The 22,461-nt window shown below is 71.4% G+C and carries 23 protein-coding genes and 1 tRNA gene; 10 read left to right on the forward strand and 14 right to left on the reverse strand.

Annotated elements, in window-relative coordinates; translation table 11 throughout:
* Positions 1-324: 324 nt before the first annotated feature.
* A complete protein-coding gene (gene corA / locus ACN28A_RS14405) occupies positions 325-1,476 on the forward strand; it encodes a magnesium/cobalt transporter CorA (protein WP_421395686.1) in 1,152 nt (383 codons plus the stop codon).
* 71 nt (positions 1,477-1,547) lie between these two features.
* On the opposite strand, the gene ACN28A_RS14410 is transcribed toward corA, so the two are convergent.
* A complete protein-coding gene (locus tag ACN28A_RS14410; RefSeq protein ID WP_421395687.1) occupies positions 1,548-2,255 on the reverse strand; it encodes a hypothetical protein in 708 nt (235 codons plus the stop codon).
* A 189-nt stretch (positions 2,256-2,444) separates the two neighbouring features.
* On the opposite strand from ACN28A_RS14410, the gene ACN28A_RS14415 reads away from it, so the two are divergent.
* Together ACN28A_RS14415 and ACN28A_RS14420 are read left to right on the forward strand one after the other, a co-directional pair.
* Entirely contained in the window at positions 2,445-2,975 is a 531-nt protein-coding gene (locus ACN28A_RS14415; RefSeq protein WP_421395689.1) for a peptidylprolyl isomerase, read from the forward strand.
* Between the two features lie 80 nt (positions 2,976-3,055).
* Complete coding sequence (locus tag ACN28A_RS14420) at positions 3,056-3,967, forward strand: rhomboid family intramembrane serine protease (protein WP_421395691.1); 912 nt, start codon at positions 3,056-3,058, stop codon at positions 3,965-3,967.
* A gap of 42 nt (positions 3,968-4,009) precedes the next feature.
* Here the strand turns inward: ACN28A_RS14420 and ACN28A_RS14425 are convergent, their stop codons facing one another.
* Positions 4,010-4,477, reverse strand: a complete 468-nt coding sequence (locus tag ACN28A_RS14425) for a PH domain-containing protein (protein ID WP_421404380.1) — start codon at positions 4,475-4,477, stop codon at positions 4,010-4,012.
* 131 nt (positions 4,478-4,608) lie between these two features.
* Here ACN28A_RS14425 and ACN28A_RS14430 point away from each other — a divergent pair, with 131 nt between their 5' ends.
* The 5 genes from ACN28A_RS14430 to ACN28A_RS14450 all read left to right on the forward strand — a co-directional run bounded on the left by ACN28A_RS14430 (position 4,609) and on the right by ACN28A_RS14450 (position 9,660).
* Positions 4,609-5,808, forward strand: a complete 1,200-nt coding sequence (locus ACN28A_RS14430; protein WP_421395693.1) for a thiolase family protein — start codon at positions 4,609-4,611, stop codon at positions 5,806-5,808.
* A gap of 59 nt (positions 5,809-5,867) precedes the next feature.
* Positions 5,868-6,446 carry a hypothetical protein gene (locus tag ACN28A_RS14435; protein ID WP_421395695.1) on the forward strand — a complete coding sequence of 193 codons (579 nt, stop codon included), beginning with the start codon at positions 5,868-5,870 and terminating at the stop codon, positions 6,444-6,446.
* 190 nt (positions 6,447-6,636) lie between these two features.
* A complete protein-coding gene (locus tag ACN28A_RS14440) occupies positions 6,637-7,350 on the forward strand; it encodes a response regulator transcription factor (RefSeq protein WP_421395697.1) in 714 nt (237 codons plus the stop codon).
* Positions 7,319-8,740 (forward strand): HAMP domain-containing sensor histidine kinase, encoded by a 1,422-nt coding sequence (locus tag ACN28A_RS14445; RefSeq protein ID WP_421404382.1) that lies wholly within the window; start codon positions 7,319-7,321, stop codon positions 8,738-8,740. Before ACN28A_RS14440 ends, ACN28A_RS14445 begins: the two co-directional genes overlap by 32 nt.
* Before the next feature lie 215 nt (positions 8,741-8,955).
* Positions 8,956-9,660 carry a glycosyltransferase family 2 protein gene (locus tag ACN28A_RS14450; RefSeq protein WP_278065278.1) on the forward strand — a complete coding sequence of 235 codons (705 nt, stop codon included), beginning with the start codon at positions 8,956-8,958 and terminating at the stop codon, positions 9,658-9,660.
* Positions 9,661-9,686: 26 nt separating this feature from the next.
* On the opposite strand, the gene ACN28A_RS14455 is transcribed toward ACN28A_RS14450, so the two are convergent.
* Complete coding sequence (locus ACN28A_RS14455) at positions 9,687-10,589, reverse strand: transketolase family protein (RefSeq protein ID WP_421395699.1); 903 nt, start codon at positions 10,587-10,589, stop codon at positions 9,687-9,689.
* A 105-nt stretch (positions 10,590-10,694) separates the two neighbouring features.
* Positions 10,695-11,423: a transketolase gene (locus ACN28A_RS14460; RefSeq protein WP_421395701.1), complete on the reverse strand. Its 729-nt coding sequence runs from the start codon at positions 11,421-11,423 to the stop codon at positions 10,695-10,697.
* Between the two features lie 79 nt (positions 11,424-11,502).
* Between ACN28A_RS14460 and soxR the strand changes: the two genes are divergently transcribed.
* A complete protein-coding gene (gene soxR, locus ACN28A_RS14465) occupies positions 11,503-12,000 on the forward strand; it encodes a redox-sensitive transcriptional activator SoxR (RefSeq protein WP_421395702.1) in 498 nt (165 codons plus the stop codon).
* On the opposite strand, the gene ACN28A_RS14470 is transcribed toward soxR, so the two are convergent.
* Complete coding sequence (locus ACN28A_RS14470) at positions 11,983-12,960, reverse strand: NAD(P)H-quinone oxidoreductase (protein WP_421395703.1); 978 nt, start codon at positions 12,958-12,960, stop codon at positions 11,983-11,985. The genes soxR and ACN28A_RS14470 overlap by 18 nt on opposite strands.
* 245 nt (positions 12,961-13,205) lie before the next feature.
* Here ACN28A_RS14470 and ACN28A_RS14475 point away from each other — a divergent pair.
* Positions 13,206-13,292, forward strand: a tRNA-Ser gene (locus tag ACN28A_RS14475).
* A gap of 123 nt (positions 13,293-13,415) precedes the next feature.
* Here the strand turns inward: ACN28A_RS14475 and ACN28A_RS14480 are convergent.
* From ACN28A_RS14480 to ACN28A_RS14520, 9 genes are all read right to left on the reverse strand, one after another.
* The gene (locus ACN28A_RS14480) at positions 13,416-14,819 is read right to left on the reverse strand and encodes a tyrosine-type recombinase/integrase (RefSeq protein WP_421395705.1); all 1,404 of its coding nucleotides are present in this window, start codon (positions 14,817-14,819) and stop codon (positions 13,416-13,418) included.
* The gene (locus ACN28A_RS14485) at positions 14,816-15,025 is read right to left on the reverse strand and encodes a helix-turn-helix transcriptional regulator (RefSeq protein ID WP_421395706.1); all 210 of its coding nucleotides are present in this window, start codon (positions 15,023-15,025) and stop codon (positions 14,816-14,818) included. Before ACN28A_RS14485 ends, ACN28A_RS14480 begins: the two co-directional genes overlap by 4 nt.
* Complete coding sequence (locus ACN28A_RS14490; protein ID WP_421395707.1) at positions 15,022-15,189, reverse strand: hypothetical protein; 168 nt, start codon at positions 15,187-15,189, stop codon at positions 15,022-15,024. The genes ACN28A_RS14485 and ACN28A_RS14490 overlap by 4 nt, the downstream gene beginning before the upstream one ends.
* 486 nt (positions 15,190-15,675) lie before the next feature.
* Complete coding sequence (locus tag ACN28A_RS14495; protein ID WP_421395709.1) at positions 15,676-17,250, reverse strand: hypothetical protein; 1,575 nt, start codon at positions 17,248-17,250, stop codon at positions 15,676-15,678.
* Between the two features lie 144 nt (positions 17,251-17,394).
* Complete coding sequence (locus ACN28A_RS14500) at positions 17,395-18,141, reverse strand: hypothetical protein (protein ID WP_421395711.1); 747 nt, start codon at positions 18,139-18,141, stop codon at positions 17,395-17,397.
* Complete coding sequence (locus tag ACN28A_RS14505; RefSeq protein ID WP_421395712.1) at positions 18,138-19,076, reverse strand: bifunctional DNA primase/polymerase; 939 nt, start codon at positions 19,074-19,076, stop codon at positions 18,138-18,140. The genes ACN28A_RS14500 and ACN28A_RS14505 overlap by 4 nt, the downstream gene beginning before the upstream one ends.
* A gap of 165 nt (positions 19,077-19,241) precedes the next feature.
* Positions 19,242-19,577 carry a hypothetical protein gene (locus ACN28A_RS14510; RefSeq protein ID WP_421395713.1) on the reverse strand — a complete coding sequence of 112 codons (336 nt, stop codon included), beginning with the start codon at positions 19,575-19,577 and terminating at the stop codon, positions 19,242-19,244.
* A complete protein-coding gene (locus ACN28A_RS14515; RefSeq protein WP_421395715.1) occupies positions 19,574-19,870 on the reverse strand; it encodes a hypothetical protein in 297 nt (98 codons plus the stop codon). The genes ACN28A_RS14510 and ACN28A_RS14515 overlap by 4 nt, the downstream gene beginning before the upstream one ends.
* A gap of 458 nt (positions 19,871-20,328) precedes the next feature.
* Positions 20,329-22,461, reverse strand: a complete 2,133-nt coding sequence (locus ACN28A_RS14520) for an FtsK/SpoIIIE domain-containing protein (protein WP_421395717.1) — start codon at positions 22,459-22,461, stop codon at positions 20,329-20,331.

Here is a 22,461-nt window from a genome sequence, read left to right on the forward strand (position 1 = left end):
TCGGGGCTTCCTACGCGCCGGTAGCCGGCCCACAATGCTGCGAGCGCCACTCGCGTCGAGACCCCCGCCCCGGCCCCCGGGGACGGCGGGCTTCCGCCGTGGTTGGTGCGCCAGAGCAGAACCCCCGCCCCCAACGGTGCCGGGTGGGCCGTCCGCACCTTACCCCCCGACGTGGACGGTCCACCCGGCACCACTTTTCCGCCCCCCGAGGCGGACCTTCGCACCTGCCGTGCGACCAGGGGTGATCAGCGACATGTCGGGCCCCGGGCGCCGGCGGCGTACGCTGCAACGCGCACCCGAACGGGCCGAAAGGGGGCGGTGGCGATGCCGGACCAGACCGATTCCGACCGAGTGGCGGTCAGTGGGAACAGCCGGCCGAGACCCCGGGCCTGGGCCGCCCCGGTCCGCGCGGCGGTGACCCGGATGCTCAGCACCGAGGTGGGGCAGCAGCGGAACCCCGAGAACTCCCGCCCGGACGGGCAGGGCGTGGTCGACTGCGGGCTCTACGTCGACGGCGTTCGGCAGCCGGGGCAGCTGGGCTATGCCGAGGCGCTGGCCACCGCCCGGCAGCAGTCCGGTGCGTTCGTCTGGCTCGGCCTGCACGAGCCGAGCCAGGCGGAGATGGCCGGCATCGCCGAGGCGTACGGGCTGCACGAGCTGGCCGTCGAGGACGCCGTCAAGGCGGAGCAGCGCCCCAAGCTGGAGCGCTTCGGCGAGGTCAGCTTCCTGGTGCTGCGTACCGTCCGGTATGTCCGGCACGGCGAGCTGACCGAGAACTCCGACGTGATCGAGACCGGCCAGATGATGCTCTTCATCGGGCCGAACTTCGTGCTTACCGTCCGGCACGGCGACGCCTGCCGGCTGGCGCCGGTCCGCTCCGAGCTGGAGGCCCGGCAGGAGATCCTCCGGCAGGGGCCGTGGGCGGTGGCGTACGCGGTGATGGACCGGGTGGTGGACATCTACCTGGAGGTCACCGACCAGGTCGGCGACGATCTCGACCTGCTGGAGGGCGAGGTCTTCGCCCGGCAGGCGCACGGCCGGATCCAGCGGATCTACCAGATGAAGCGGGAACTCGTGGAGTTCAAGCGGGCGGTCGTCCCGCTGCAACGGCCGATGATGACCCTGACCGCCCAGGTGAACCGCGAGATCCCCAAGGAGATCCGGCGGTACTTCCGGGACGTGCAGGACCACCTGACCCGGACGGTCGAGCAGGTCAACTCATACGACGACCTGCTCAACTCGATCCTCCAGGCCCGGCTTGCCCAGGTGACGGTCGACCAGAACAACGACATGCGCAAGATCGCCGCATGGGCCGCCATCGCGGCGGTCTGGACGGCGATCGCCGGCATCTACGGGATGAACTTCGACTTCATGCCGGAGACCAGCTGGAAGTACGGCTATCCGGTGGTACTCGCGCTGATGCTGGTGATCTCGCTCGGCCTGTACCGCTGGTTCCGCCGCAACCGCTGGCTCTGATCTCCGGGGCCGGGCACGGCGGCGGCGTGGGACCCGGAGTCCCACGCCGCCCGAGCGGACCGACCGCCGCTTCAGTTGCCGCTGTTGCGCGAGGCGGCGGTGCCGAGCAGCCCGTCGGACTTGTCGCCGCCCTTCCCGCCCGCCTTCCTGGTCCCGTCGGTGATCGGACCGGCCGTGATCTTCTCGCCGGCCGTGATCTTCTCGCCGGCCGTCGCCGTACGGTCCGGCTTCTCCGTCGGCATCGACTTCGGTCCGGCGTCGCCGCCCCGGGTCGGGCCGCCCGCCGAGTTGCCCACGATCGTGGCGGCGTCGTCCCGTACCGCGTCCAGGGTGGCCGCCGGGTCGTACTCGTCCCACGGGCGCTGCCCGCGCCGCCGCATCGCGGCCGCACCCATGACACCGGCCACCGCCCCCGCGACCAGCAGCCCGGCCAGCACCGGCCAGCGTCGACGCATCGTCGAGTTCTTCTTCCGCATCGCCCTCATCTTCTTCGACCTCGTGCTGCGGGCGACCGAGCCTGCCTGGCGGGCGCCGTCCGTGGCAGCCGTGGCCAGCGGCGCGAACCTGGTCACCGCCGACTCCCAGCCGTCCGACGCCGTCGTCCGCACCCTGTTCGCCGTCGGCGCGAGAACGGCCCGGGCGGCGTACGCCCGCGGCCCCACCGTGGCCCCGACCCCGGACGCCGCGTGGGTGGCCGCCCGCATCAGGTGATCGAGGCTCTCGCCCAGTTCGGCCTTGACGAGCTTCCTGCGGGATCTGCGCCCCCCGAATCCAAACACCGGTCCCCACCTCCTTGGGTGTTGTTCCCCCGTCATCCTGCACCCTCGGATGCGCCCGCACTGCCAGAACGGGCACATGGGAGGATCCGCTTAGAACCACCTACCAGCGCCGGCCTGCGCCTCCTGGCCGGCGGACCGCCCCGCCGGCCGGCACCTCGCGGCCGGCGGCATGTCGATCGAGGAGTACTCGTGGCCGAGGCCGCCTACGCAATCCTGCACACCAACGCCGGTCCGATCCGGCTGGAGCTGTTTCCGAACCACGCCCCCAAGACCGTGCGCAACTTCGTGGAACTCGCCGAGGGGACCCGGCAGTACACCGACCCGCGCACCGGCCAGCCGGGCAGCGGGCCGTACTACGACGGCACCATCTCGCACCGGGTGATCAGCGGATTCATGGTCCAGATGGGCGACCCGACCGGCACCGGCCGGGGTGGCCCGGGTTACAACTTCGCCGACGAGTTCCACCCGGACCTGCGGTTCGACCGGCCGTACCTGCTCGCGATGGCGAACGCCGGGCCGGGCACCAACGGGTCGCAGTTCTTCATCACGGTGGCCCCGACCCCGCACCTGAACAACCGGCACACCATCTTCGGCCAGGTCGCCGACGAGGAGTCGGCGAAGGTCGTCGACTCGATCGCCAACGCCCCGACCGGGGCGCAGGACCGGCCGGTCCAGGACGTGGTCATCGAGCGCGTCGAGATCGAGCGTAAGGACGGCTGACGTCTATCCCGGGGTACCTTTGCGTGCATGACTCGTAGCGGGCGGAGGTCGGAGATGGTCGGGCGTGGCGGAGGAGCGGGATGAGCGAGTCTCCGCCGACCACGCCGGTCTGCTACCGCCACCCGTCCCGGGAGACCTACGTCCGGTGCACCCGGTGTGACCGGCCGATCTGCCCGGACTGCATGCGGGAGGCCTCGGTCGGGCACCAGTGCCCGGAGTGCGTGGCGGAGGGCCGCCGCGGGCAACGGCCGGCGCGTACCGCCTTCGGTGGCGGTGCCGCCGGCCGCCGGGGCTACGTCACCAAGACGCTCATCGCGATAAACGTGGCGTTGATCCTGATCTCCATCTACACCGCCCGGGGCGGCGACGCGGTGGCCGGGGCGGGCTTCGGCGGCCTGCTCGGCGGGGCGACCCCGCTGACCGACTGGGGCGCGGTGCTCGGGCTGGACCGGTTCGGCCCGTTCGGCCAGGAGGAGGGCGTCGCGGCCGGCGAGTACTACCGGCTCTTCACCGCGATGTTCCTGCACTACGGGCTGCTGCACCTGCTGATGAACAGCTGGGCACTCTGGGTGCTCGGTCGCTCCCTGGAGGCGGTACTGGGCCCGCTGCGGTTCCTGGCGCTCTATCTGGTCGCGGGCGTCGGCGGCAACGTCGCGGCGTACCTGTTCAGCGTGCCGCAGGCGCGTACGGTCGGCGCGTCCACGGCGATCTTCGGCCTCTTCGCCGCGCTCTTCGTGATCATGCGTCGGCTGGGTCGGGACACCTCCTCGGTGATCCCGATCCTGGTGGTCAACCTGGTCTTCACCTTCGCCGTGCCGGGGATCTCCATCGCCGGCCACCTGGGCGGGCTGACGGTCGGTGCCGCGATGGCCCTGGTGCTCGCCTACGCGCCCCGGGCCCGCCGGACGCTCTTCCAGTTCGGCGGCGGCGCGGTGATCGGCCTGGTGCTGATCGGCCTGACCCTGATGCAGACCGCCGCCCTGCTCGGCTGACCACCCGCCGCTCCGACTCCGCCCGGGGCTGGTCGGGTCGGCTCAGCGGGTCGGAGGGCCGCCGGCCGGGCCGGTCGCGCGTACGGCGCGCAGCACCTGGGCGACCTCGTGCGGCGCGACCCCGAGGTCGTACCGGCTGAACAGGTGCAGCGTGGCGCCCCGGTCGATCTCCAGCGTCTCGGTCGACAGCCCGAGCCGGGCCCGGGTGTCGACCGAGATCCGCTCGATCTCCGCCCACCGGATGTGTCGCCGTCCGGCGAAGCCCTCGATCACGGTGACCCCGCCGGGGTCCACGGCGAGCCGGACCGGCGCCACCAGGTCCCGTACGCCCCAGCCGAGCAGGACGGCCGCGACCAGGAGCCCGGCGCCGAGGCGTACCGGACTGCCGTCGGCGAAGGCGACGCCGAGTGCGACGAAGAGGGCGGCGGCGCCGAGCTTGCAGAGCGGCAGCGCCCGGTCGACGCGCCACTGCCGGGCGGAGGTGTCCGGTTCGGAGTCCACGGCTCCCAGGATGCCACCGCTCCGCCGAGCGCCGCCCGTCGAGCCCGGGCCGCCCGCGGAACACCGCTGGCGCTGCCGAGGGTGGTATCGACCCGGGACCGCGTACTATCGAGGTCCAGCCAAGTTACTGGGGAGTAGACATGGCGGACGCGGTGATCGTCGGTGCGGTGCGTACCCCGGTCGGGCGGCGCGGCGGAGTGCTCGCCGGCGTGCACCCGGTCGACCTCTCGGCGCGGGTGCTGACCGCGCTGGCCGAGCGCACCGGGCTGGACCCGGCCGAGGTGGACGACGTGGTCTGGGGCTGCGTCTCCCAGGTCGGCGAGCAGGCCTGGAACGTCGGCCGCAACGCCGTACTCGCGGCCGGCTGGCCGGAGTCGGTGCCCGGCACCACGCTCGACCGGCAGTGCGGGTCGAGCCAGCAGGCGCTGCACTTCGCGGCGGCGGCGGTCGCCTCCGGCCAGGCCGACCTGGTGGTGGCCGGCGGCGTCGAGTCGATGACCCGGGTGCCGATGGGCAGCAGCATCGCGCCCGGCCCGGCCGGCGGCACGCCCGGCACCGGCCTGCCCTACGGCGACCTGGTCCGGGACCGCTACCGGGGTACCCCGGGCTTCGCCGCCGACGATCCCGTGCCGTTCAACCAGGGCGTCGGCGCGGAGCTGATCGCGCAGCGGTGGGGGCTGACCCGGCGGCAGCTCGACGAGTACGCGCTGGCCAGCCACGAGAAGGCGGCGGCGGCCCAGGACGCCGGGGCCTTCGAGTCGGAGACCGTCCCGGTGGTGCTGCCGGACGGCACCAAGGTCGTCGCCGACGAGGGAGTGCGCCGGGACACCAGCCTGGAACGGCTTGCCGGGCTGAAGACACCGTTCCGGGCCGACGGGGTGGTCACCGCCGGGTCCGCCTCGCAGATCTCCGACGGCGCCGCCGCGCTCGCGGTCACCACCGCCGAGTGGGCCCGGAAGCGGGGGGTGCGACCACTGGCCCGGATCCACACCGCCGTGGTCACCGGCGACGATCCGGTGATGATGCTCACCGCACCCGTCCCGGCCACCGCGAAGGCGCTGCGCCGGGCCGGGCTCGGCATCGAGGAGATCGGGGTGTACGAGGTGAACGAGGCCTTCGCCCCGGTGCCGCTCGCCTGGCTGGCCGAGACCGAGGCCGACCCGGCCCTGCTCAACCCCCGGGGCGGCGCGATCGCCCTCGGTCACCCGCTCGGCGGTTCCGGCGCCCGGATCATGACCACCATGCTGCACCACATGCGCGACGCCGGCGTCCGGTACGGCCTCCAGACGATGTGCGAGGGCGGCGGGATGGCCAACGCGACCATCGTGGAACTTCTATAAACTGATTCTCGTCCATCCCTCGGCCGCATCATCCACGGCGGGATGTCGTTGGAAGATGCGTGGATGTGTTCAGCCGAACGTTCCTACCGGCCGCCGCCGAGACCGGCGTGGCCAGCCCGACGGTCAGCCGGCACCTGCCGTTCCTGCGCAACTGCGTGCAGGCCGGGGACGTCACCGTCCTGGTGACCCGATGCACCCGCCCGGACCAGCCCGGCAACGGCTGCCTGCTGCTGCTCACCACCCGACGGCTGGTGGTGACCGAGCAGACCCGGCTGCTGCACCGGCTGCGCCTGCATCTCAACACCGACCTGCGGCACCTCAACCACGTCAGTTGGAATCCCGACCCCCGGGCCTCGATGGTCGAGCTGGCCGCGACCGCCGTCGACGGGGTACGCGAGCGGTTCCTGATCCGGGCCGACCGGCCCAGTCAGCTCTGGCAGCTCGACGCCCTGTTCAGCCAGGTCTTCCGGCCGAAGCTGGCGGTCCGGTCCCGGGTGGCGGAGTGTGCCGCACCGGTCGGCCGCCCGGCGCTGCTCGACAGCCGGCACCGTCCGGTGCCGACGGTCGCGCCAGCCCCGCCGGCCCGACTGGCCACCCCGAGCCGCGCACCGCGACTCAGTCCCGCCGTAGCACTCTGAGCCGGCCGGTCGTAGCACCCTGACTCAGCCCCGCCGTAGCACCGGGACCCGCGACTCGGAACTCACCGACACCTCCTGACGCCGTAGGTCGGGTCGCCGGTGGCGTCACTGGCGGGCGGATCCGGAACCCGTACCGGATCCGAACGTTGCCGGTGAGGGCAACCGGCCGGCGATCGGCGATCATTGGCCGGTGGCTGTCGACAGTGCGCGACCGGGCAGCGCCCCGAGCCGAGGACTCGTCCTGGTGGTCGAGGACGAGCGGTCCATCGCCGACCTGGTCCGGCTCTACCTGGGCCGGGACGGCTACGGCGTACACGTGGAACACGACGGCGACGCCGGGCTGGCCGCGGCCCGGCGGCTGCGCCCGGTCGCCTGCGTACTCGACATCGCCCTGCCGGGCCTGTCCGGCACCGAGGTCTGCCGCCGGCTGCGCGCGGCCGGCGACTGGACGCCGGTGATCTTCCTGACCGCCCGGGACGACGAGGTGGACCGGGTCGTCGGGCTGGAACTCGGCGCGGACGACTACCTGACCAAGCCGTTCAGCCCGCGCGAACTGGTGGCCCGGATCCGGGCGGTGCTGCGGCGCACCGGCGGCGCACCGGACGCCGCCGAGCAACCCCGGGTGGTCGGTCCGGTCACCCTCGATCCGGTACGCCGGCAGGTCACCGTCGCCGGCGAACCGGTGCAGCTCACCTCCACCGAGTTCGACCTGCTGGCGCACCTGATGGGCCGGCCGGGACGGGTTTTCACCCGGGAGGAACTGCTGGCCGGCGTCTGGGGCTACGCCGCGCACACCGGCACCCGCACCGTCGACGTGCACGTCGCCCAGGTGCGCGGCAAACTCGGCCCGGCCGCCGACGTGATCCGGACCCATCGCGGCGTCGGGTACGCCTGTGCCGGCTGACGAAGCACAGAGCGGACCGGAGCGGCCGCGCCGGTTCGGTCGTACCCTGACGGCCCGCGCGGTGGCGGTCAGTTGTGCAGTGGCCCTGGTCTCGGTCCTCGTCACCGCCGTCGTCGCCGTGCCGCTGGCCGCCCGCTCGGCGGAACGGCAGGCCCAGGAGGCGCTGGCCGCGCAGGCCCGGCTCGCCGCCGAGGCGCTGCGCAACCGGTTGGACCGGGGACGGGCCGCCGACGAGGAGCGGATCGTCCGGCAGTTGCGCAACCAGGGCATCGACGCGTACCTGATCAGGGCCGGCAGCCCCGACCGGCCCGGCCTGCCCGCCGAACTGGTCGACCGGATCGCCGGCGGCCGGAACTTCTCCGGACGCCGACCCGTCGGCGGCCACCCGGCGATGGTCGAGGGGCGCTGGCTGCCCGGCGGCAACGGGATCGTGCTGGCCCGACCGCCCACCACCGGACTCTGGGGAGACGTCGCCGGGCTGCTCTGGCTGCCGCTGCTCGCCGGGCTGGCCGCCGGGGTGGTGGCCGGTGCCCTGCTGGCCCGTCGACTCGCCCGGCCGATCCGGCACGCGGCGACGGCGGCGGCCCGGCTACGCTCCGGCGACCGGGCGGTACGGCTTCCGGTGGAACCGCCGGAGGAGGCCGCCGACCTGGCGTACGCGCTGAACGAGCTGGCCGCCGCGCTGGCCCTGAGCGAGGGGCGGCAGCGGGAGTTCCTGCTCTCCGTCTCGCACGAGCTGCGTACCCCGCTGACCGCGATCCGGGGCTACGCGGAGGCGCTCGCCGACGGGGTGGTCGGCCCGGAGGGGGCGCAGCGGGCCGGGCAGACCATGCTGACCGAGGCGGAGCACCTGGACCGGCTGATCGGGGACCTGCTGTCGCTGGCCCGGCTGGAGGCGGCCGACTTCGCCCTGGAACCGGCACCGGTGGACCTGAACCAGTTGACCGCCGACGCCGCACAGGTGTGGAGTGCCCGGTGTGCCGCCCTCGGCGTCGTACTCCGGGTCGAGGCGCCGGCCGGGCCGACCCCGGTGCACACCGATCCGGGCCGGATCCGGCAGGTCGTGGACGGGCTGCTGGAGAACGCGCTCCGGGTCGTACCGCCGGGCGGGGTGATCGTGCTCGCGGTCCGGCCGGCGGGGCCGGGTGAGCCGCCCGGCGGGGTGTTGCAGGTCCGCGACGCCGGGCCGGGACTCACCGACGACGACCTCGCGGTGGCCTTCGAACGCGGCGCGCTGCGCCAGCGCTACCAGGGCGTCCGCAAGGTCGGCAGCGGGCTCGGGCTGGCGATCGCCGCCGGTCTGGTGCGCCGGCTGGGCGGCTCGATCACGGCCGGCCACGCCCCGGAGGGTGGCGCGGCCTTCACCGTCTGGTTACCGACGCAGCGGTAGGAACTCAGCGCCCGGTCACCGGGCGCAGCGGTAGGAACCCACCGTCTGCCCACCGGCGCGGCGGCAGAGAATCGCCGTCCGGTCACCGGCGCGGCGGTGCGAACCCGGTCACCGGCCGGCGTGAAGAAGAGCCGGCGGCAGGATGCCAGGCACGGCTCGGGTGGGTAGTCAGGCTAGGCTAGGGCCGATCCGTCGTCGGCACCGTGGAGATTCCCGTGAAGCTCTCGATCCTCATGCCGGTCTACAACGAGGAAGAACGCCTTGCGGACGCCCTCAAGCAGGCCCTGGCGGTCGACTACCCGTGCGAGATCGAACTCGTCGTGGTCGATGACGGTAGCCGTGATGGTACCGGAGAGATTCTCGGCCGGGTCGACGACACCCGGGTCCGGGTGATCACCCATCCCCGCAACGCCGGCAAGGGTGCGGCGATCCGTACGGCGGTGGAGAACGCCGAGGGCGAGTACATGGTGATCCTCGACGCCGACCTGGAGTACGACCCGCAGGACATCCCGAAGCTGCTGGCGCCGGTGCTGGACGGCCGGGCCACGGTCGTCTACGGAAATCGGACATTCGGCAGCCACAGCGCCTACAGCTTCTGGTACGTGATGGGCAACAAGGCGGTCACCACCGCCGCCAACGTGCTGTTCAACTCCTACATCGGCGACCTGGAGACCTGCTTCAAGCTGATGCCGGTCGCGCTGTTCCGCTCGCTCGACGTCCGGTCCCGGGGCTTCGGGATGGAGGCGGAGGTCACCGGCAAGCTGCTGCGCCGCCGCATCCGCCCGTACGAGGTGCCGATCAGCTACCGAGCCCGCAACCGGGAAGAGGGCAAGAAGATCACCTGGAAGGACGGGGTCGAGGCGTTCTGGATCCTGGGCCGGGAGCGCACCCGCCGCCGGGACACCCCCGGCCGCCGCTGACCGGTGCCCACCCTGGGGCGGCGGGCTCAGGTCAGGAAGTCGGTGATCGACCGGCGTAGTCCCGCCGGGTCCAGGCCGTGCCACCGGGCGTGGTCGGCCGGCGCGCCGTAGCGTCGCAGGTCGGTGCGTCCCACGCCGAGCGAGAGCGACCGGTGCGGTACCCCACCCAGTGCGGCGGAGAGCAGCGCGGCGGAGGTGCCGGCCAGGTACGGCTCGACGAGTACCACCGCCGGGGCGGTGCCGGTCCCGGTGGCCGTACCGACCAGCTCCCGTATCCCCGCGACGTCGAACGGGCGCGGCGTGTGGGTGTACGCGACGGTCACGTCCAGCCCGGCGACCGCGTCCAGCACCGGGCGGAGCATCGGGCCGACCGCCAGCACCAGGGCGGCGGTCGCCGTTGCACGGCGTACCACCGCCAGCCGGCCCGCCCGGGGCAGCGGAGCCTCGTTGACCTGGCTGGAGAGCCGCAGGTAGACCCGCTCGTCGTGCTGGGCGGCGGCCCGGAGCAGGCCGGGCACCTCGGCCGGATGCCCGGGAACGTGCACCGTCCAGTCGGTGAGGGTGTCCAGCAGGGCCACGTCACCGGGGGACATGTGCGTCCGGCCCATGCTCGCCCCGTCGTACGACGCCCCGACGCTCACCACCACGGCACCCACGCCCTGATGGTCGAGGTCGAGTTTGAGCTGCTCGTAGACCCGGTCGACGGTGAACGTGGCGTACGAGTGCACGATCGGGCGCAACCCGGTCAGGGCCAGCCCGCCGGCCACCCCGACCATCAACTGCTCCCGGATGCCGACGTTGAGCACCCGGTCCGGGTGGGCCCGCGCGGCGGCGGTGAAGCTCGACGCCGAGATGTCGGCGAGCACGACCGCCGTACGCGGATCGTCGTCCAGCAGGGCGACGGCGGTGTCGACGAAGGTGTCACGCATTGTCGGTCACTCCTCGGTGTGGTCGGGTCCTGCCGTCACTGGTCTGGTCGGGTCCTGCCGTCACTGATCTGGTCTGGTCCTGCCGTCACTGGTCTGGTCCTGCCGTCACTGCTTCGGGTCGACGACCGCGACGACGACGTGCGGCTGCCGGGGCCGGGCGGCGGCGAGGGCGGTCTCGATCGCGTCGTGGTCCCGGCCGTCGACGGTGGTGGCGGTCCAGCCGTGCACGGTGAACCGGCTGGCGATCCCGCCCGGCCAGCCGTGACTCGCAGAATGGTTGTCGACGACGATCGCGGTGAGCCGGTCCAGCCCGGTCGCCCCGGCGTACGCCATCGCCTCGTGGTTCGATCCCTCGTCGAGTTCGGCGTCGCCGAGCAGGACGTACACCCGGGGTTCGGCCACGCCCTGCGCGCGGAGCCCGAGGGCGGTGCCGACGCCCAGCCCGAGGCCGTGGCCGAGCGAGCCGGTGCCGATCTCGACCCCCGGGACCAGCATCCGGTCCGGGTGGTGACCGAGCCGGCTCTCCGGGCCGGCCAGGTCGTCGAGCCAGTGCTCCGGGACGAAGCCCTTGGCGGCGAGTACCGCGTAGTAGGCCGCCGGCCCGTGCCCCTTGGAGAGCAGGAACCGGTCCCGGTCGGGGTCGTCGACGCTCGCCGGGGAGACCCGGAGGACCCGGTCGTAGAGCACCCAGAGCACGTCCAGGGTCGAGTGTGCGCTGGGTGCGTGTTTCTCGTCGCCGGTCAGCCGGCGCAGCAGCGCTCCGAGTTCGGGTGGCAGCCCGCTCGCTGCCGCAGTCTGCCGGGTGCGCCCCGGTGCGGTGGCTGTGGTCGTCATGCAGCTACCCTGCAAGTTGAAGCGCACTTCAACTCAATACCTTTCCGACGAGGCGGGATTTCGGACGAGGAGGATCGATGTGCGGCAGGAGACGCTTACCATCGGGGAGTTGGCCGCCCGCTCCGGCGTGGCGACGTCGGCGCTGCGCTACTACGAGCGGCTGGGGTTGATCCGGGCCGGGCGTACCGGCGGCAACCAGCGGCGCTTCGACCGGACCGAGCTGCGCCGGGTGTCGTTCATCCGGATCTCACAGCAGCTCGGGGTGTCGCTGGAAGACATCCGAGCGGCGCTGGCCGAGCTGCCGGAGGGGCGTACCCCGACGAAGGCGGACTGGGCGCGGCTCTCCGCGAAGTGGCGGCACCGGCTGGACGAGCGAATCGAGCTGATGACCCGGCTGCGCGACAAGCTGACCAACTGCATCGGCTGCGGCTGCCTGTCGCTGCGCAGCTGCAACCTCTACAACCCGGACGACGAGCTGGCCGCCGAGGGTCCCGGCCCACGCCGGATGCTGGCCGGCCCGCCGGCCAGTGGTGTGCAGCGGTTGACCTCGACGGGTGGCTCAGCCGACCGTGAGTAGCACCTTGCCGACGTGGTCGCTGGACTCGACCAGCCGGTGCGCCTCGGCCGCCTCGGACATCGGCATCCGGGAGTGGATCACGGGGCGGATCGCGCCCGACTCGACAAGCGGCCAGACCTCCTCGCGTACGCCCCGGACGATCGCGGCCTTCTCGGCGGCGGGCCGGGAGCGCAACGCGGTCGCGGCCACCGAGCCCCGCTTGGCCAGCAGCGCGGCCAGGTCGAGTTCCCCCTTGCGTCCGCCCTGCAGCCCGATCACCACGATCCGGCCGCCGGTGGCCAGCGCCTTGACGTTGCGACCCAGGTAGGAGGCGCCCATGATGTCCAGGATCACGTCGGCGCCCCGGCCGTCGGTGAGCCGTTTGGTCGCCTCGACGAAGTCCTCCTCGGCGTAGTCGACCACACCACTCGCGCCCAGCTCGCGCAGCCGCTCGTGCTTGGCTGACCGTGCGGTGGCCAGCACCGTGGCGCCGAGGGCCGCGCCGAGTTGGATCGCGAAGGTGCCGATGCCGCTGCCGCCGCCGTGCACCAGCAGCGTCTCGCCCATGCCGAGCCGGGCCAGCTGCACCACGTTGGACCAGACCGTGCAGGCGACCTCGGGCAGCGCCGCCGCGTCGACCAGGTCGACGCCGTCCGGCACCGGCAGGAGCTGCCCGGCCGGCACCGCCACCCGCTCGGCGTAGCCGCCGCCGCTGAGCAGCGCACAGGCCGGATCGCCGACGCTCCAGCCGGTCACCTCGGCGCCGACCGCGCTGACCACGCCGGCACACTCCAGACCCGGGTACGGCGACGCGCCCGGCGGCGGTGGATAGTGGCCCTGGCGTTGCAGCAGGTCGGCCCGGTTGACCGCACCGGCGCGTACGTCGAGCGTCACCTCGTCCGGCCCGGGGGTCGGGTCGGGCACGTCGGCCCAGACCATCGCTTCGGGTCCGCCCGGCTCGGGAATCGTGATCGCCTTCACCGGTCCAGTCTTACCCGATCTCGTCCCCAGCCCAAGCCTCGACCCGGTGCCGTCACCTGACCCGTTCGTGGGGTCCGGTCCGGTACCGCCCGCCGGGGTTCGGGTCGTGCCCCGCGTTCCGCTGTCCGGTGGGGCATCTTCTCGTCCGGGTCCGCCGGTCTGTGCCGGGCGTGCCGGGCCGGCCGGCGGTCATGGCACACTAGGCACGGCCGTGGACCGCTGTCCCATCGACGACCACGGCCCCGGGAGGGCTCGCCTAGTGGCCGATGGCGCTGGTCTTGAAAACCGGTAGGGCGGCAACGTCCTCGTGGGTTCGAATCCCACGCCCTCCGCACCCCGAACAGCAAAAATGCCCCCTGACCAGCGCGAACGCCAGTCAGGGGGCATGTCTGTAGGTGGTGAGTCCGTCTCACTCTGTCTCACCAGGGACCGGCGCGTCTCACTGGTCGTGTCGTTTACGTGTCGGCGCCTTTTGGCGTCTCCCCGGTCGGCTCCTCCGGACCCAACGCTCCCTCGATCCGCTTCCGTGCGGCCTCATCCTGGCCGTCGATGCACGACGCGTAGACCTTCAGCAGTACGTGCACGCTGTGCCCTGCCCACTGTGCTACCTGTGTGGCAGGCACCCCGGCGTTGAGCCAGAGCGACACAGCGGCGTGGCGTAGGTCGTACGGCCGGTGGGCCAACGGCGACCGTTGCTGAACCGGCGTCAGGGCCGCCGCTCGTGCCTGGCGCCACGCGCGTAGGTACGTGCTTTTCGATATCGGGGCCAGTCGAGCGCCGGCAGCGTTGAACATCCGTCCGGTGGCGTCTCGACAATGCTGCCGTAGGTGGCGACGTAGGATGCTCACCAGTTCCGGGCAGATCGGTACGTCCCTCGTCGCCTTCTTCGCCCGGTGCTTCAGTTCACGATCCTCAAGCGACTTGCCGCTATCGCTCCAATCCTCGCCTACCTGCTGAGTAGATCCGCTGAGGCGGAGCCAGCCCCAACCCTCTTCGGGTAGCTCGCATTCGTCGGCCCGTAGGTGGATTACCTCGGACGGGCGTAGGGCAGCAAAGTACATGCACGCAAAGAAGCCTTCCAAGTGCGCATCGCGGTTGCGTACCTCCCGGAGTAGCGCGCGTGCCTGGTCGGGGTTTACCACCACCTTCCGGTCAACCTGATCGGTGTTCTTCGGTGCTCGCCATTGTACGAAGTCCATCGGATGAGATTCGAGATAGCGCAGCTCGACGGCATACTTCAGAGCCCCGTACAAGACTGCACGCTTTCTTGCCACTGTGTTTGCGGCGGCGGGGCTACCGTCGATCCGGCAGGTCAGTAGATCGAGCGTCTTTCGAACGGTTGCCGGATCGGCTACTTCCGGTAGAGGCAGCGTGTTCGCTTTGATCCATCGTACCGTCGCCGCGAGGTCGTTAGGCGGTTCGCCGTTGTCCCGGTCTCGTTGCGCCTTGTTGAGAATCCACGTGTAGAGGGCGTGGCGCATCTCTGCTTCGGTTGGCGCTCCTCTCGAAGTGGTGAGCAATGCGAGTGTGACAGTGGTCAGGGCATCGGCTATGCTCTTGCGCTGAGTGGCAGCGGCGCGCGACCACTTCATGTCGACAAAAGCAACGGCAAGATCGTACCAATTCCGGCTGTTCAGTTCGCGGGCCATGGGTTCGGGTAGCCCGTTCTTTTCATCGAAGGCTGTTCCTTCACGCTGGGCCACAACCAGCTTCGACCGGAAGCTCTCGGCCAATGCTCGGGTGGCAAACGTCTTCCGAAAGGGCCTGTTAGCAGCCTTCCACCGCACTGTGTACGACTTCTTTTTATCGGACAAACCATTGGTCAGAATCGCGTGGATTCGTACGTCGTAGGTGCTCAAGCGGCCTCCTCGTGATCGTTGAGCCAGGTATCGAGGTCTCGGCGGCGGACGTAGAGGCTGCCGTTGGGGTACTTGATGGTTCGGGGTGCGCGGCCGGTGGCCTTCCAGCGAAAGAAGGTGGATCGGGGTACGCGGAGTTCGTCGAGGACTTCGGCGAGGGTAAGTAGCTGACCGGTGAGGGTGGTGCGCTGCGGTCGGGTGGTCATCGGTGGGCGTCCTCCCTCGGGGTGGCATCGAGGTAGATCCGGTGCAGGGTGGACGGTGGCCGGTCCGGGTAGGGCCTGCTTTGGTGGCGGATATCGAGCACTCGGGCGAGTGCGGCGAGGGTTGCCGCCGTTTCTGTCGGGGTGCCGTGCAGCCTGATTCGCATCGTGGGCACCTTTCGGCCGTTGCTGGTCTGGTGTGGAGGGTTGGTTTGGCGGTACGACAGAACAGCTCTGGGTAACCCGTTGAGAGCCACGGAGAGCCAAGATCTGTAGCGGGTTGGTGTAAGGCGATGGGCGGAACCGTCTGTGTCGCTCTCAGAGCGTTGGTCACGGATCGATCCGGGCCGGCACGGGTGGGTCGACCGATGCGGGTCGGGTAGGTCGGTCCCGGTGCGTTTCCTGTCGGAGGGGCTGAAACATCTCCGCATCTCCGCATCTCCGCAAACATGCCGCTGACCTGTGCAAACGTCTGCGGAGATCTTGGGAGGTGGTGGTGGTTCATCTCCGCAAACCGGGGTTCATCTCCGCAGAGGTTGCGGAGATGCGGAGATTGATTGGTTGTCGACTCTGGCCATCTCCGCAGAGTGTTTCCGCTGGTAGATGGCTGTTTGGTGCGGCGTTGCGGAGATGCGGAGATGTTCCAGCGGGTTCTACCCGTCGTGTCGCTCGACCCAGAACACGGCCCGGTCGCCACGCTCGTTCTTCCCGGCCCGCAGGACGTGGTCACCGCGCCACCGACCGGCCTGCCCGGTGAGCAGCTTGCCGAGTTGCAGCGGGTTCGGCAGGCGTCCGGAGTCGGTGGTGATGAACTGGCCGTCCCACGGGTCGTGCATGTCGCTGCCGAGGTGCAGGGGTTCGGCGTCACGGCGTAGCTCGGCGGCGGTCATACGCCGACCGGTGTGGCGTTCATGCCAGCAGGACAGGAACGCGCGCCAGCGCGTTTCGTCTTGGTCGACCCCGCGTACCTCGGCGACGTTGGTCAGGAACCCGCCGATCTCGTGGTGGGCGAGGAACCCGCCCAACGACTGTGCCCACGGGGTGAACTGCCGCATCGACACCCCGGCGGCCCGGGGTGCCCCGTGGCGGGTCCAGTCGAGGACCAGCACCAGCAGATGCCACAACACGGTCAACTGGTTGGCGGGGACGGTGATCCACTGGTCGAGGTGCGGAATGCCGAACCCGGATTGGTCGCGTTCCTCGGGTCGGGGCATGTTCGGGTCGAGATGAACCCGGACGGTTCGGGATGCCATGTCCCCGCCGACCTGGAGGTTGTTGCCGGTGGCCATCCATAGCCGGTCGTTGACGGTGGCCAGGTTCCGGGACGCGCCTAGCTGCCGGTCGGACCACACCCCGGTCGTGACCAGTTGCGCGAGAATCGCCGAGTCGATCACGGTTCCTTCGGCGACGTTGTCGAAGATGACGCAGCCGACCTGTTCGGTGAATACCGACGTGATCGACTTCCGTAACTCTTCCTCGGAGTAGGTCCACGGCAAGACGCGCTGGCCGTAGAGCATGCCGGGTCCGGCGGTCAGGATCGTCTTACCGCTGGCCGGCATCGTCGCGTCGATCAGCGCGAACGGCGTCAGGGATCGGGTGAAGTGCCGCAGGATCGGCGTGGCCAACAACGCTATGTAGTTGGCCCGGTCCGCCGGGCCGGACCATGGGAAGTCCCGCAGGAACCGGCCGAGTAGGAACGTCCGCGCGGCCCGTACCTGCTCGGCGGTGGGTTGGTCCGGCACCGGCGGTAGGGCGACTTTGGCGGCGAGGTAGAGGCCGGTTGCCGGGTCGTAGCCCGGCTGCTGCAACAGTGTCCCGTCACGGCGTAGCACCGGGGCGCCGATGATCCCGCGCAACGGGGCCACGTTAGGCCACGTCTTCCCCGCCAGGACGCTGGCGAGGATGTCCCTCGGTGGGGTCACCTCGTCTTCGTAGACCTCCGGCTGTCCGCCGTCGGCCTTGCGGGTCTTGAGCCGGTAGACGTAGGCGTGTTCGGCCAGCAGTGCGGCCAACCCGGCCGGGGCCAGGGTGGACGCGGACACCGGCAGCGGCGAGTCCTCGTCAGCGGCCACGTTCGGCAGGCCACCGGAGACGGTCTCCATGTGCACCAGCGCGCCACCCGAGACGTAGGTGTCGGGCAGCAGCCCATCGGCCAGTGCGGCTTTGATGACGCGGATCGTTTCCGGGCCGGTGCCGACCTGTACCGACCGGCCACGCTTGTCGGTCATGCTGCCTCTCCTCTCGGCGTGTGTCGGTTGCGGTATGCGGCCTGCCGGCATGCGTGCGAGCAGTGGCGCGGCCATCGGCCGGTCGCGGGCCGGGTCAGCGGCCTTCCGCAGTGGCAGTGACGCATGCCCGCCGGCGGGGTTGCGTCACCGATGACGGAAACCCGCCTGGTGGGAACCGTCATCGGCTGCCGCGGTGGAAGCGTCACGGGTACTCGTCGACGGGGAAACGTCACGGTCGGCGGGTCGGTGGGTGAGGAGTTGCACGCCGAGCCAGAACGTGTAGGCAGGTGGGATGGCCTGTGTGAGGTTCGGCCACGGCATCCAGTCGATGCCCATCGCGGCGCGTGCCTGGTCGGTGTTCGGTGACGGTTCCCCATCGACGGTGCGGTTTCGTCCCGTCCGTTGCCCGTAGCTGCCGTACACCGGCACGGGTCGGCCGGGCCGATCGTGCCAGCACGGGGTGCCGACGAGCGGGAGGTTCGATTCGAACAGCCGGTGCCGGCGCACGCCGAGTTGCAGGCTGTCCCCGCAGATGGTGACCGGATCGACCATCGGTGCGCCGGGGACGTTCTCGATGACGTACGCCCACGGCCCGCCCGGCTCGGCGACGGCGGCCCGGAGCCGTTCCCGGACCGGGCCGAGCAGATCCGGGTGTTCGTGCCGGCGGTGCGACGGTGTGGAAGCGCACCAGCGTTGGCACGGCGGCGACGCGGCTATCACGTCGTAGCCGGTCAGATCCACGGTGAGCGCGTCCGCGCGGATGAACCGGAACGGGTAGTAGGGCTGCGGGTTGATGTCGACACCGGTCACGTCGAACCCGGCCGCGTGGTAGCCGGCGGAAGCGCCACCGGCACAGCAGCACAGGTCGAGCAGACGCGGCCGGCGCCTCACGCGGCCACCGTCCGGGGCCGCTTCGCTCCGGCCCGCAGCCCGGACCGGATCGTCCGCGCGGTCTCGGTCGTGTCGAGTCCGGCCCGGCCGGCGGCGGCGGTCAGTGCCGACGTGGCGTCGTCCTCGCCGAGTGCCCGGCCGGCGACGAGTTGGCCGAGCGCTACGGACGCGGTGTAGAGGACGTGGTTCCGCTCGCCGGGTGTCGACCAGGCGACGCGGGTGGTTTCACGGTCGATCGCGGCCGTGACGTATGCCGCCTGGCGGCCGGTTCCGATGGTGGCCAGCACCGGCCGTTGCGGCGGTAGCGGCGCCGGGGCGAGTAGCCCGGCAAGCCATCCGGGCAGCGGCGCCGGGTCGGTGTCCCCATCGACCGCGTAGGGCCGTCCGGCGACGGTGGTGCCGGCGGCGACGACGTACCCGCCGTGGGATCGGGTGTCCACGGCGGGGCCGAGTCCACCCCGGTCGCCTTGGGTGTTCCGCAGTCGGGGGCCGGCGGCCGGGTGCCGGTAGTACAGGTGCAGGCCACCCCGCCCGGTCTTGACGGTGTACGTCTCCCACACGGCCGGGTCGTCGTGCCGCTCGGCGAGCATGCCGAACGTGTCGATGCCGTCCGGCCCGCCGGGCACCTTCGACACGTCCAGGTCGACCACCAGCAGGCCGGACGGCCCGCACGCGATACCGATCCCGTACGGCCGGTGCGACCATGCCCGGGTGATGCGGGCCGGGTCGGTGGTGGCGCGTTCCTCCCACCCGACGTGCCGGCCGGCGGCACGGCAACGCGGGTCGGTCCGGTCGCAGTGCTCGGCGGTGCAGCGGGCCGGGAACGCGGGCCGTTTCGCGTGGTCCGGGTCGCCGGGCCGGTCGTCCGGCCGCAGCGGAAAGACGTGCCACCCGCGTGCGGCGTGGTCGAGCGCGGTGGTGAGCAGATCAGGCATGGGAAAGCTCCCTTCATCAGGGACAGCCCGGCCAGCGAGGACGGCCGGGGTGTGCAGCGGGCAGCGCGGGCCGGGCAGGAACATCCGCACCCGGTCAGTCGCGTTGCAGTGCCGCCGCCCGGTGCCGATCCAGTGCCGGCACCGACCGGCGTCGCGGTCCACGGGTCACCTCTGCCGGGCCGCCGCGATCAGCACGCGGAGTTCGGCCAACGGCGGGTTGTACTCGGTGTCAGGGCAGCGCCCGCACCAGCGGCGGCGGTGCGTGATGTTCTCGATTCGGCCGGTTTCCCACGGCTGCCACTGGTGGCCACGGGTCAGGCAGGCGTGCCGGTCGGTGCAGTCGGAACAGCGGGCGGTGCCGTCGGTGAAGGTCCATCCCTCGGCCGTGGCGTACGCGATGGCTTCCTGTTCGCTGGTGAAGTGCGGCGTACCTTCGTCGCCCCACGGCTCTTCGCAACCGGTGTCGCAGGTCAGTTCGACGCAGACGCGGTGCAGGATCATCGGGGACTCCTTCCGGGGGTCGGGCGGCCGGCGAGCGCGGCGCGGGTGACCAGCGCGCGTAGGTCGCCGAGGATGGTCAGCAGTTGCCGGCGGGCGGCCGGCTCGGCAGCGGCCAGGACCACGCGGAGCCTGATCTCGGCGTGGCCGGTGCCGCCGTCAGCGGTGACGCGGGTCAGCACGGCCCGGCCGTACCGGGGCAGGTCGACCACGATTTCCTCCGACCGGTGCTCGCCGAGGTTGCAGCGGTGGTCGCGGGCGCACCAGTCGGTGTGTGGGGTCGGTCGGCGCTTCACCGGGCGGCCCGCCGGATGCGGCGGAAGTGGTTGAACGCGCGGCGGCCGAGTCGGAGCCGGAGCCCGGTGCCCCGGCATCGGCGGCAGTCGGGCCGTCCGCGTAGGGCTCGGGGTCGGGGTGTGCGGCGGCGGAGCCGGTCCATCGTGGTCGGCGGTGCGGCGCCAGTCCCGTCGCAGCGGTGACAGGCTGTGAATGGGGTCAGCCAGCAGCGGGCCGCATAACCGACAGTGACAATCAGGAGGATTCCGGCGAATAGGACTGCGGACATTTCGGGCGTGTTTGTGCTGGTAGCAGCGTGGGTGAAGGTCACGGGAGGCTCCCAACAGACGGTTACCGGCGGTAGAGGCCGTGGGCCGCTACCGCTACCGGTGGGTGTTGACGCTGGCGGGGCGGGTAGCGGCCGGGGTAGCGGTGCCGCTACCCCGGCCGTGTTTGCTACCCGCCCCGGCGGCCGGGCTCAGCCGGCGTCGCTGTCGCGTTGGTCGACCACGGTGGTGATCTCGGCGAGGTAGACACCCCGCCGGGTCGACCCGTTCGCCTTGACGTTGCGTGACTCGATGCCCTTCGCCCGTACCAGCGCGGAGAGCGCTTCGGCGGTCAGTGACCCGTACGCGTCCGGGAAGCGGTTGGCCAACCGGGGGGCGAGGGTGTCCCAGTGCTGTCCCCGTTCCCCGGCCACCCAGACGGCCCGGAGGTCGTCGAGGATGTCCCGGGCTGCGGGCAGGTCGACCCCGGCGACGGTGCCGCCGCGCAGGGCCACACCACGGGCGCAGACCCGCTCCACGGCGGCCCGGTCCAGGTACGCGGCGCGGACGGAGGTCATCGGCCCGTACCCGACCCGGACGCCCCAACCAGCATCGACGCCGATCTCGAACTGAGTCGGCCGGGCACCCATCCGGTAGGCGCCGGTACCCAACGCCAGATCCGTCTCGACGTGCGACGGCACGGCCAGACAGGTCCGCAACGCGATGTTGGACGTGACGCCCTTGGGCAGGGATTCCTTGTCGATCCGCTGAGTCATCAGCACCAGGTGGATACCCAGTGCCCGGCCACGCTTGATGATGCTGGTCTTCGCGGCGGCGGCACTCTTGCCGATCTCCGGATCGGTGATCAGCTCCTGTACCTCATCGATCGCGGCGACGATCGGCCGCAGCCTCGCGTCCTTCTGCGCGATGGCCCGGTTCAGCTTGTTCTCGCTGTTCAGGCCCTTGGTCGCGTAGGACTTGATCAGCGGCCCACGGGTGTCGCACTCCTTGAGCAGCCACATCAGCATCCGGTACGCGGCCTGCTTGGTGCCCTCGTCGGCGCCGGAGCCGAACAGACCCGGCGCGCACAGCGGTTCGAACGCGTCGAAGTCACCCCGCCCGGCCAGGTCGAACACCGCGAACGTGACCAGCGGATCGAGGGCCATGCCGGCCAGCACCACCCGCGCGGACAGGCTCTTACCCGACCCGGGGAACCCGGCGAACAGGCTGTTCCGCTCGTCCATCCGGTAGTCGACCGGCCGCATACGCGGGTCGAACCCGTACACGAACGGCTTGAAGTAGTCCGTCTGCCCACCCCGCAGCAGCGGCCACGGCGGTTGCTTCATCGCCGACACCGGCCGGTCGGCCACCCACAACGCCAACCGTCCGGGGTGCTCCCTCGGCATCACCTCGGGCCACACCTGATCGATCGGCAGACGCAGGCCACCGGCGACCTGTTCCCGCTTGTCGACCACGTCGACCGCGATCACCCCGTCCGGCAGGTCAGCCACAGCGAGGTAACCGGGGCCGTCGCGGCGGATCTCACCGACCCCGGCCGGGAACACGATGTCCTCGGGCCGCTTCACCAGCCCGGTCGCCATGATGCCCTTACGGGTCAGTTCGGCGGTCAGCTTCCGGTACGCGGCCCGCACCACGGTCCGGGCGATGATCGGCCGATCCAGGGGACGGCCGTAGCGGGCCAACCCGACCAGCCCACCGGCCAGCACGGGCGCCTTGACCCACCACGGGGTCAGGTCGGAGTACAGGATCACCCCGCCGGTCCCACCGGCGAGGGTGCCGGCGCTGGTCACCCACCACCGCCACGACGTTTGCCGCTGCCGGTGCCGGTCCAGCTCAAGCCACGTCTTCGGGTCGTTGCGGTTGGCGGCATCCTGCCGCAACGTCCAGTTACCCGACTCGGCGGTCGTCCAGCCGATGACCCGGTTGACCAGCCGGGCGGCACCCTTCGGCGCGTACCAGGCCACCTTGCCCAGGTAGACCGGCGACCGGAAGGCGTGCACCCCGGCGTGATAGCCGGCCACCGACACCGCCCGGCGGGCCGTCGCGCGTGCCTCATCGCCGCTGGTCAGCCAGCGGGGCAGGATCGGCACCCGTCGGGGCTGGTCCAACACGTCGGCCAGGAACCGGGGCCGGTCCGGCGGGTCGACCGGCCCGCCGGTCACCACCGGAGACGGCGCCACGGTCTCCGTGTCGGACTCATCGGCCGTGACCAGGCCGTCAGCGGCGGCGGCCCGATCCTGCCGCCGCTTGTTCAGGTCAACGATCCGGGCCGAACCCGGGTCCACGGCATCCTGCCCGTCGGGCAGAAGCGGATTGGTCGTCAT

It is taken from the genome of Plantactinospora sp. WMMB782, from assembly GCF_049179135.1.
Classification (GTDB): domain Bacteria; phylum Actinomycetota; class Actinomycetes; order Mycobacteriales; family Micromonosporaceae; genus Plantactinospora.

Coding starts and splice junctions, on each gene's coding strand:
- corA (WP_421395686.1), top strand. CDS start 325: ATGCCGGACCAGACCGATTCCGACCGAGTGGCGGTCAGTGGGAACAGC.
- ACN28A_RS14420 (WP_421395691.1), top strand. CDS start 3,056: ATGAGCGAGTCTCCGCCGACCACGCCGGTCTGCTACCGCCACCCGTCC.
- ACN28A_RS14430 (WP_421395693.1), top strand. CDS start 4,609: ATGGCGGACGCGGTGATCGTCGGTGCGGTGCGTACCCCGGTCGGGCGG.
- ACN28A_RS14455 (WP_421395699.1), bottom strand. CDS start 10,589: ATGCGTGACACCTTCGTCGACACCGCCGTCGCCCTGCTGGACGACGAT.
- ACN28A_RS14460 (WP_421395701.1), bottom strand. CDS start 11,423: ATGACGACCACAGCCACCGCACCGGGGCGCACCCGGCAGACTGCGGCA.
- ACN28A_RS14485 (WP_421395706.1), bottom strand. CDS start 15,025: ATGACCACCCGACCGCAGCGCACCACCCTCACCGGTCAGCTACTTACC.
- ACN28A_RS14490 (WP_421395707.1), bottom strand. CDS start 15,189: ATGCGAATCAGGCTGCACGGCACCCCGACAGAAACGGCGGCAACCCTC.
- ACN28A_RS14495 (WP_421395709.1), bottom strand. CDS start 17,250: ATGACCGACAAGCGTGGCCGGTCGGTACAGGTCGGCACCGGCCCGGAA.
- ACN28A_RS14505 (WP_421395712.1), bottom strand. CDS start 19,076: ATGCCTGATCTGCTCACCACCGCGCTCGACCACGCCGCACGCGGGTGG.
- ACN28A_RS14510 (WP_421395713.1), bottom strand. CDS start 19,577: ATGATCCTGCACCGCGTCTGCGTCGAACTGACCTGCGACACCGGTTGC.
- ACN28A_RS14520 (WP_421395717.1), bottom strand. CDS start 22,461: ATGACGACCAATCCGCTTCTGCCCGACGGGCAGGATGCCGTGGACCCG.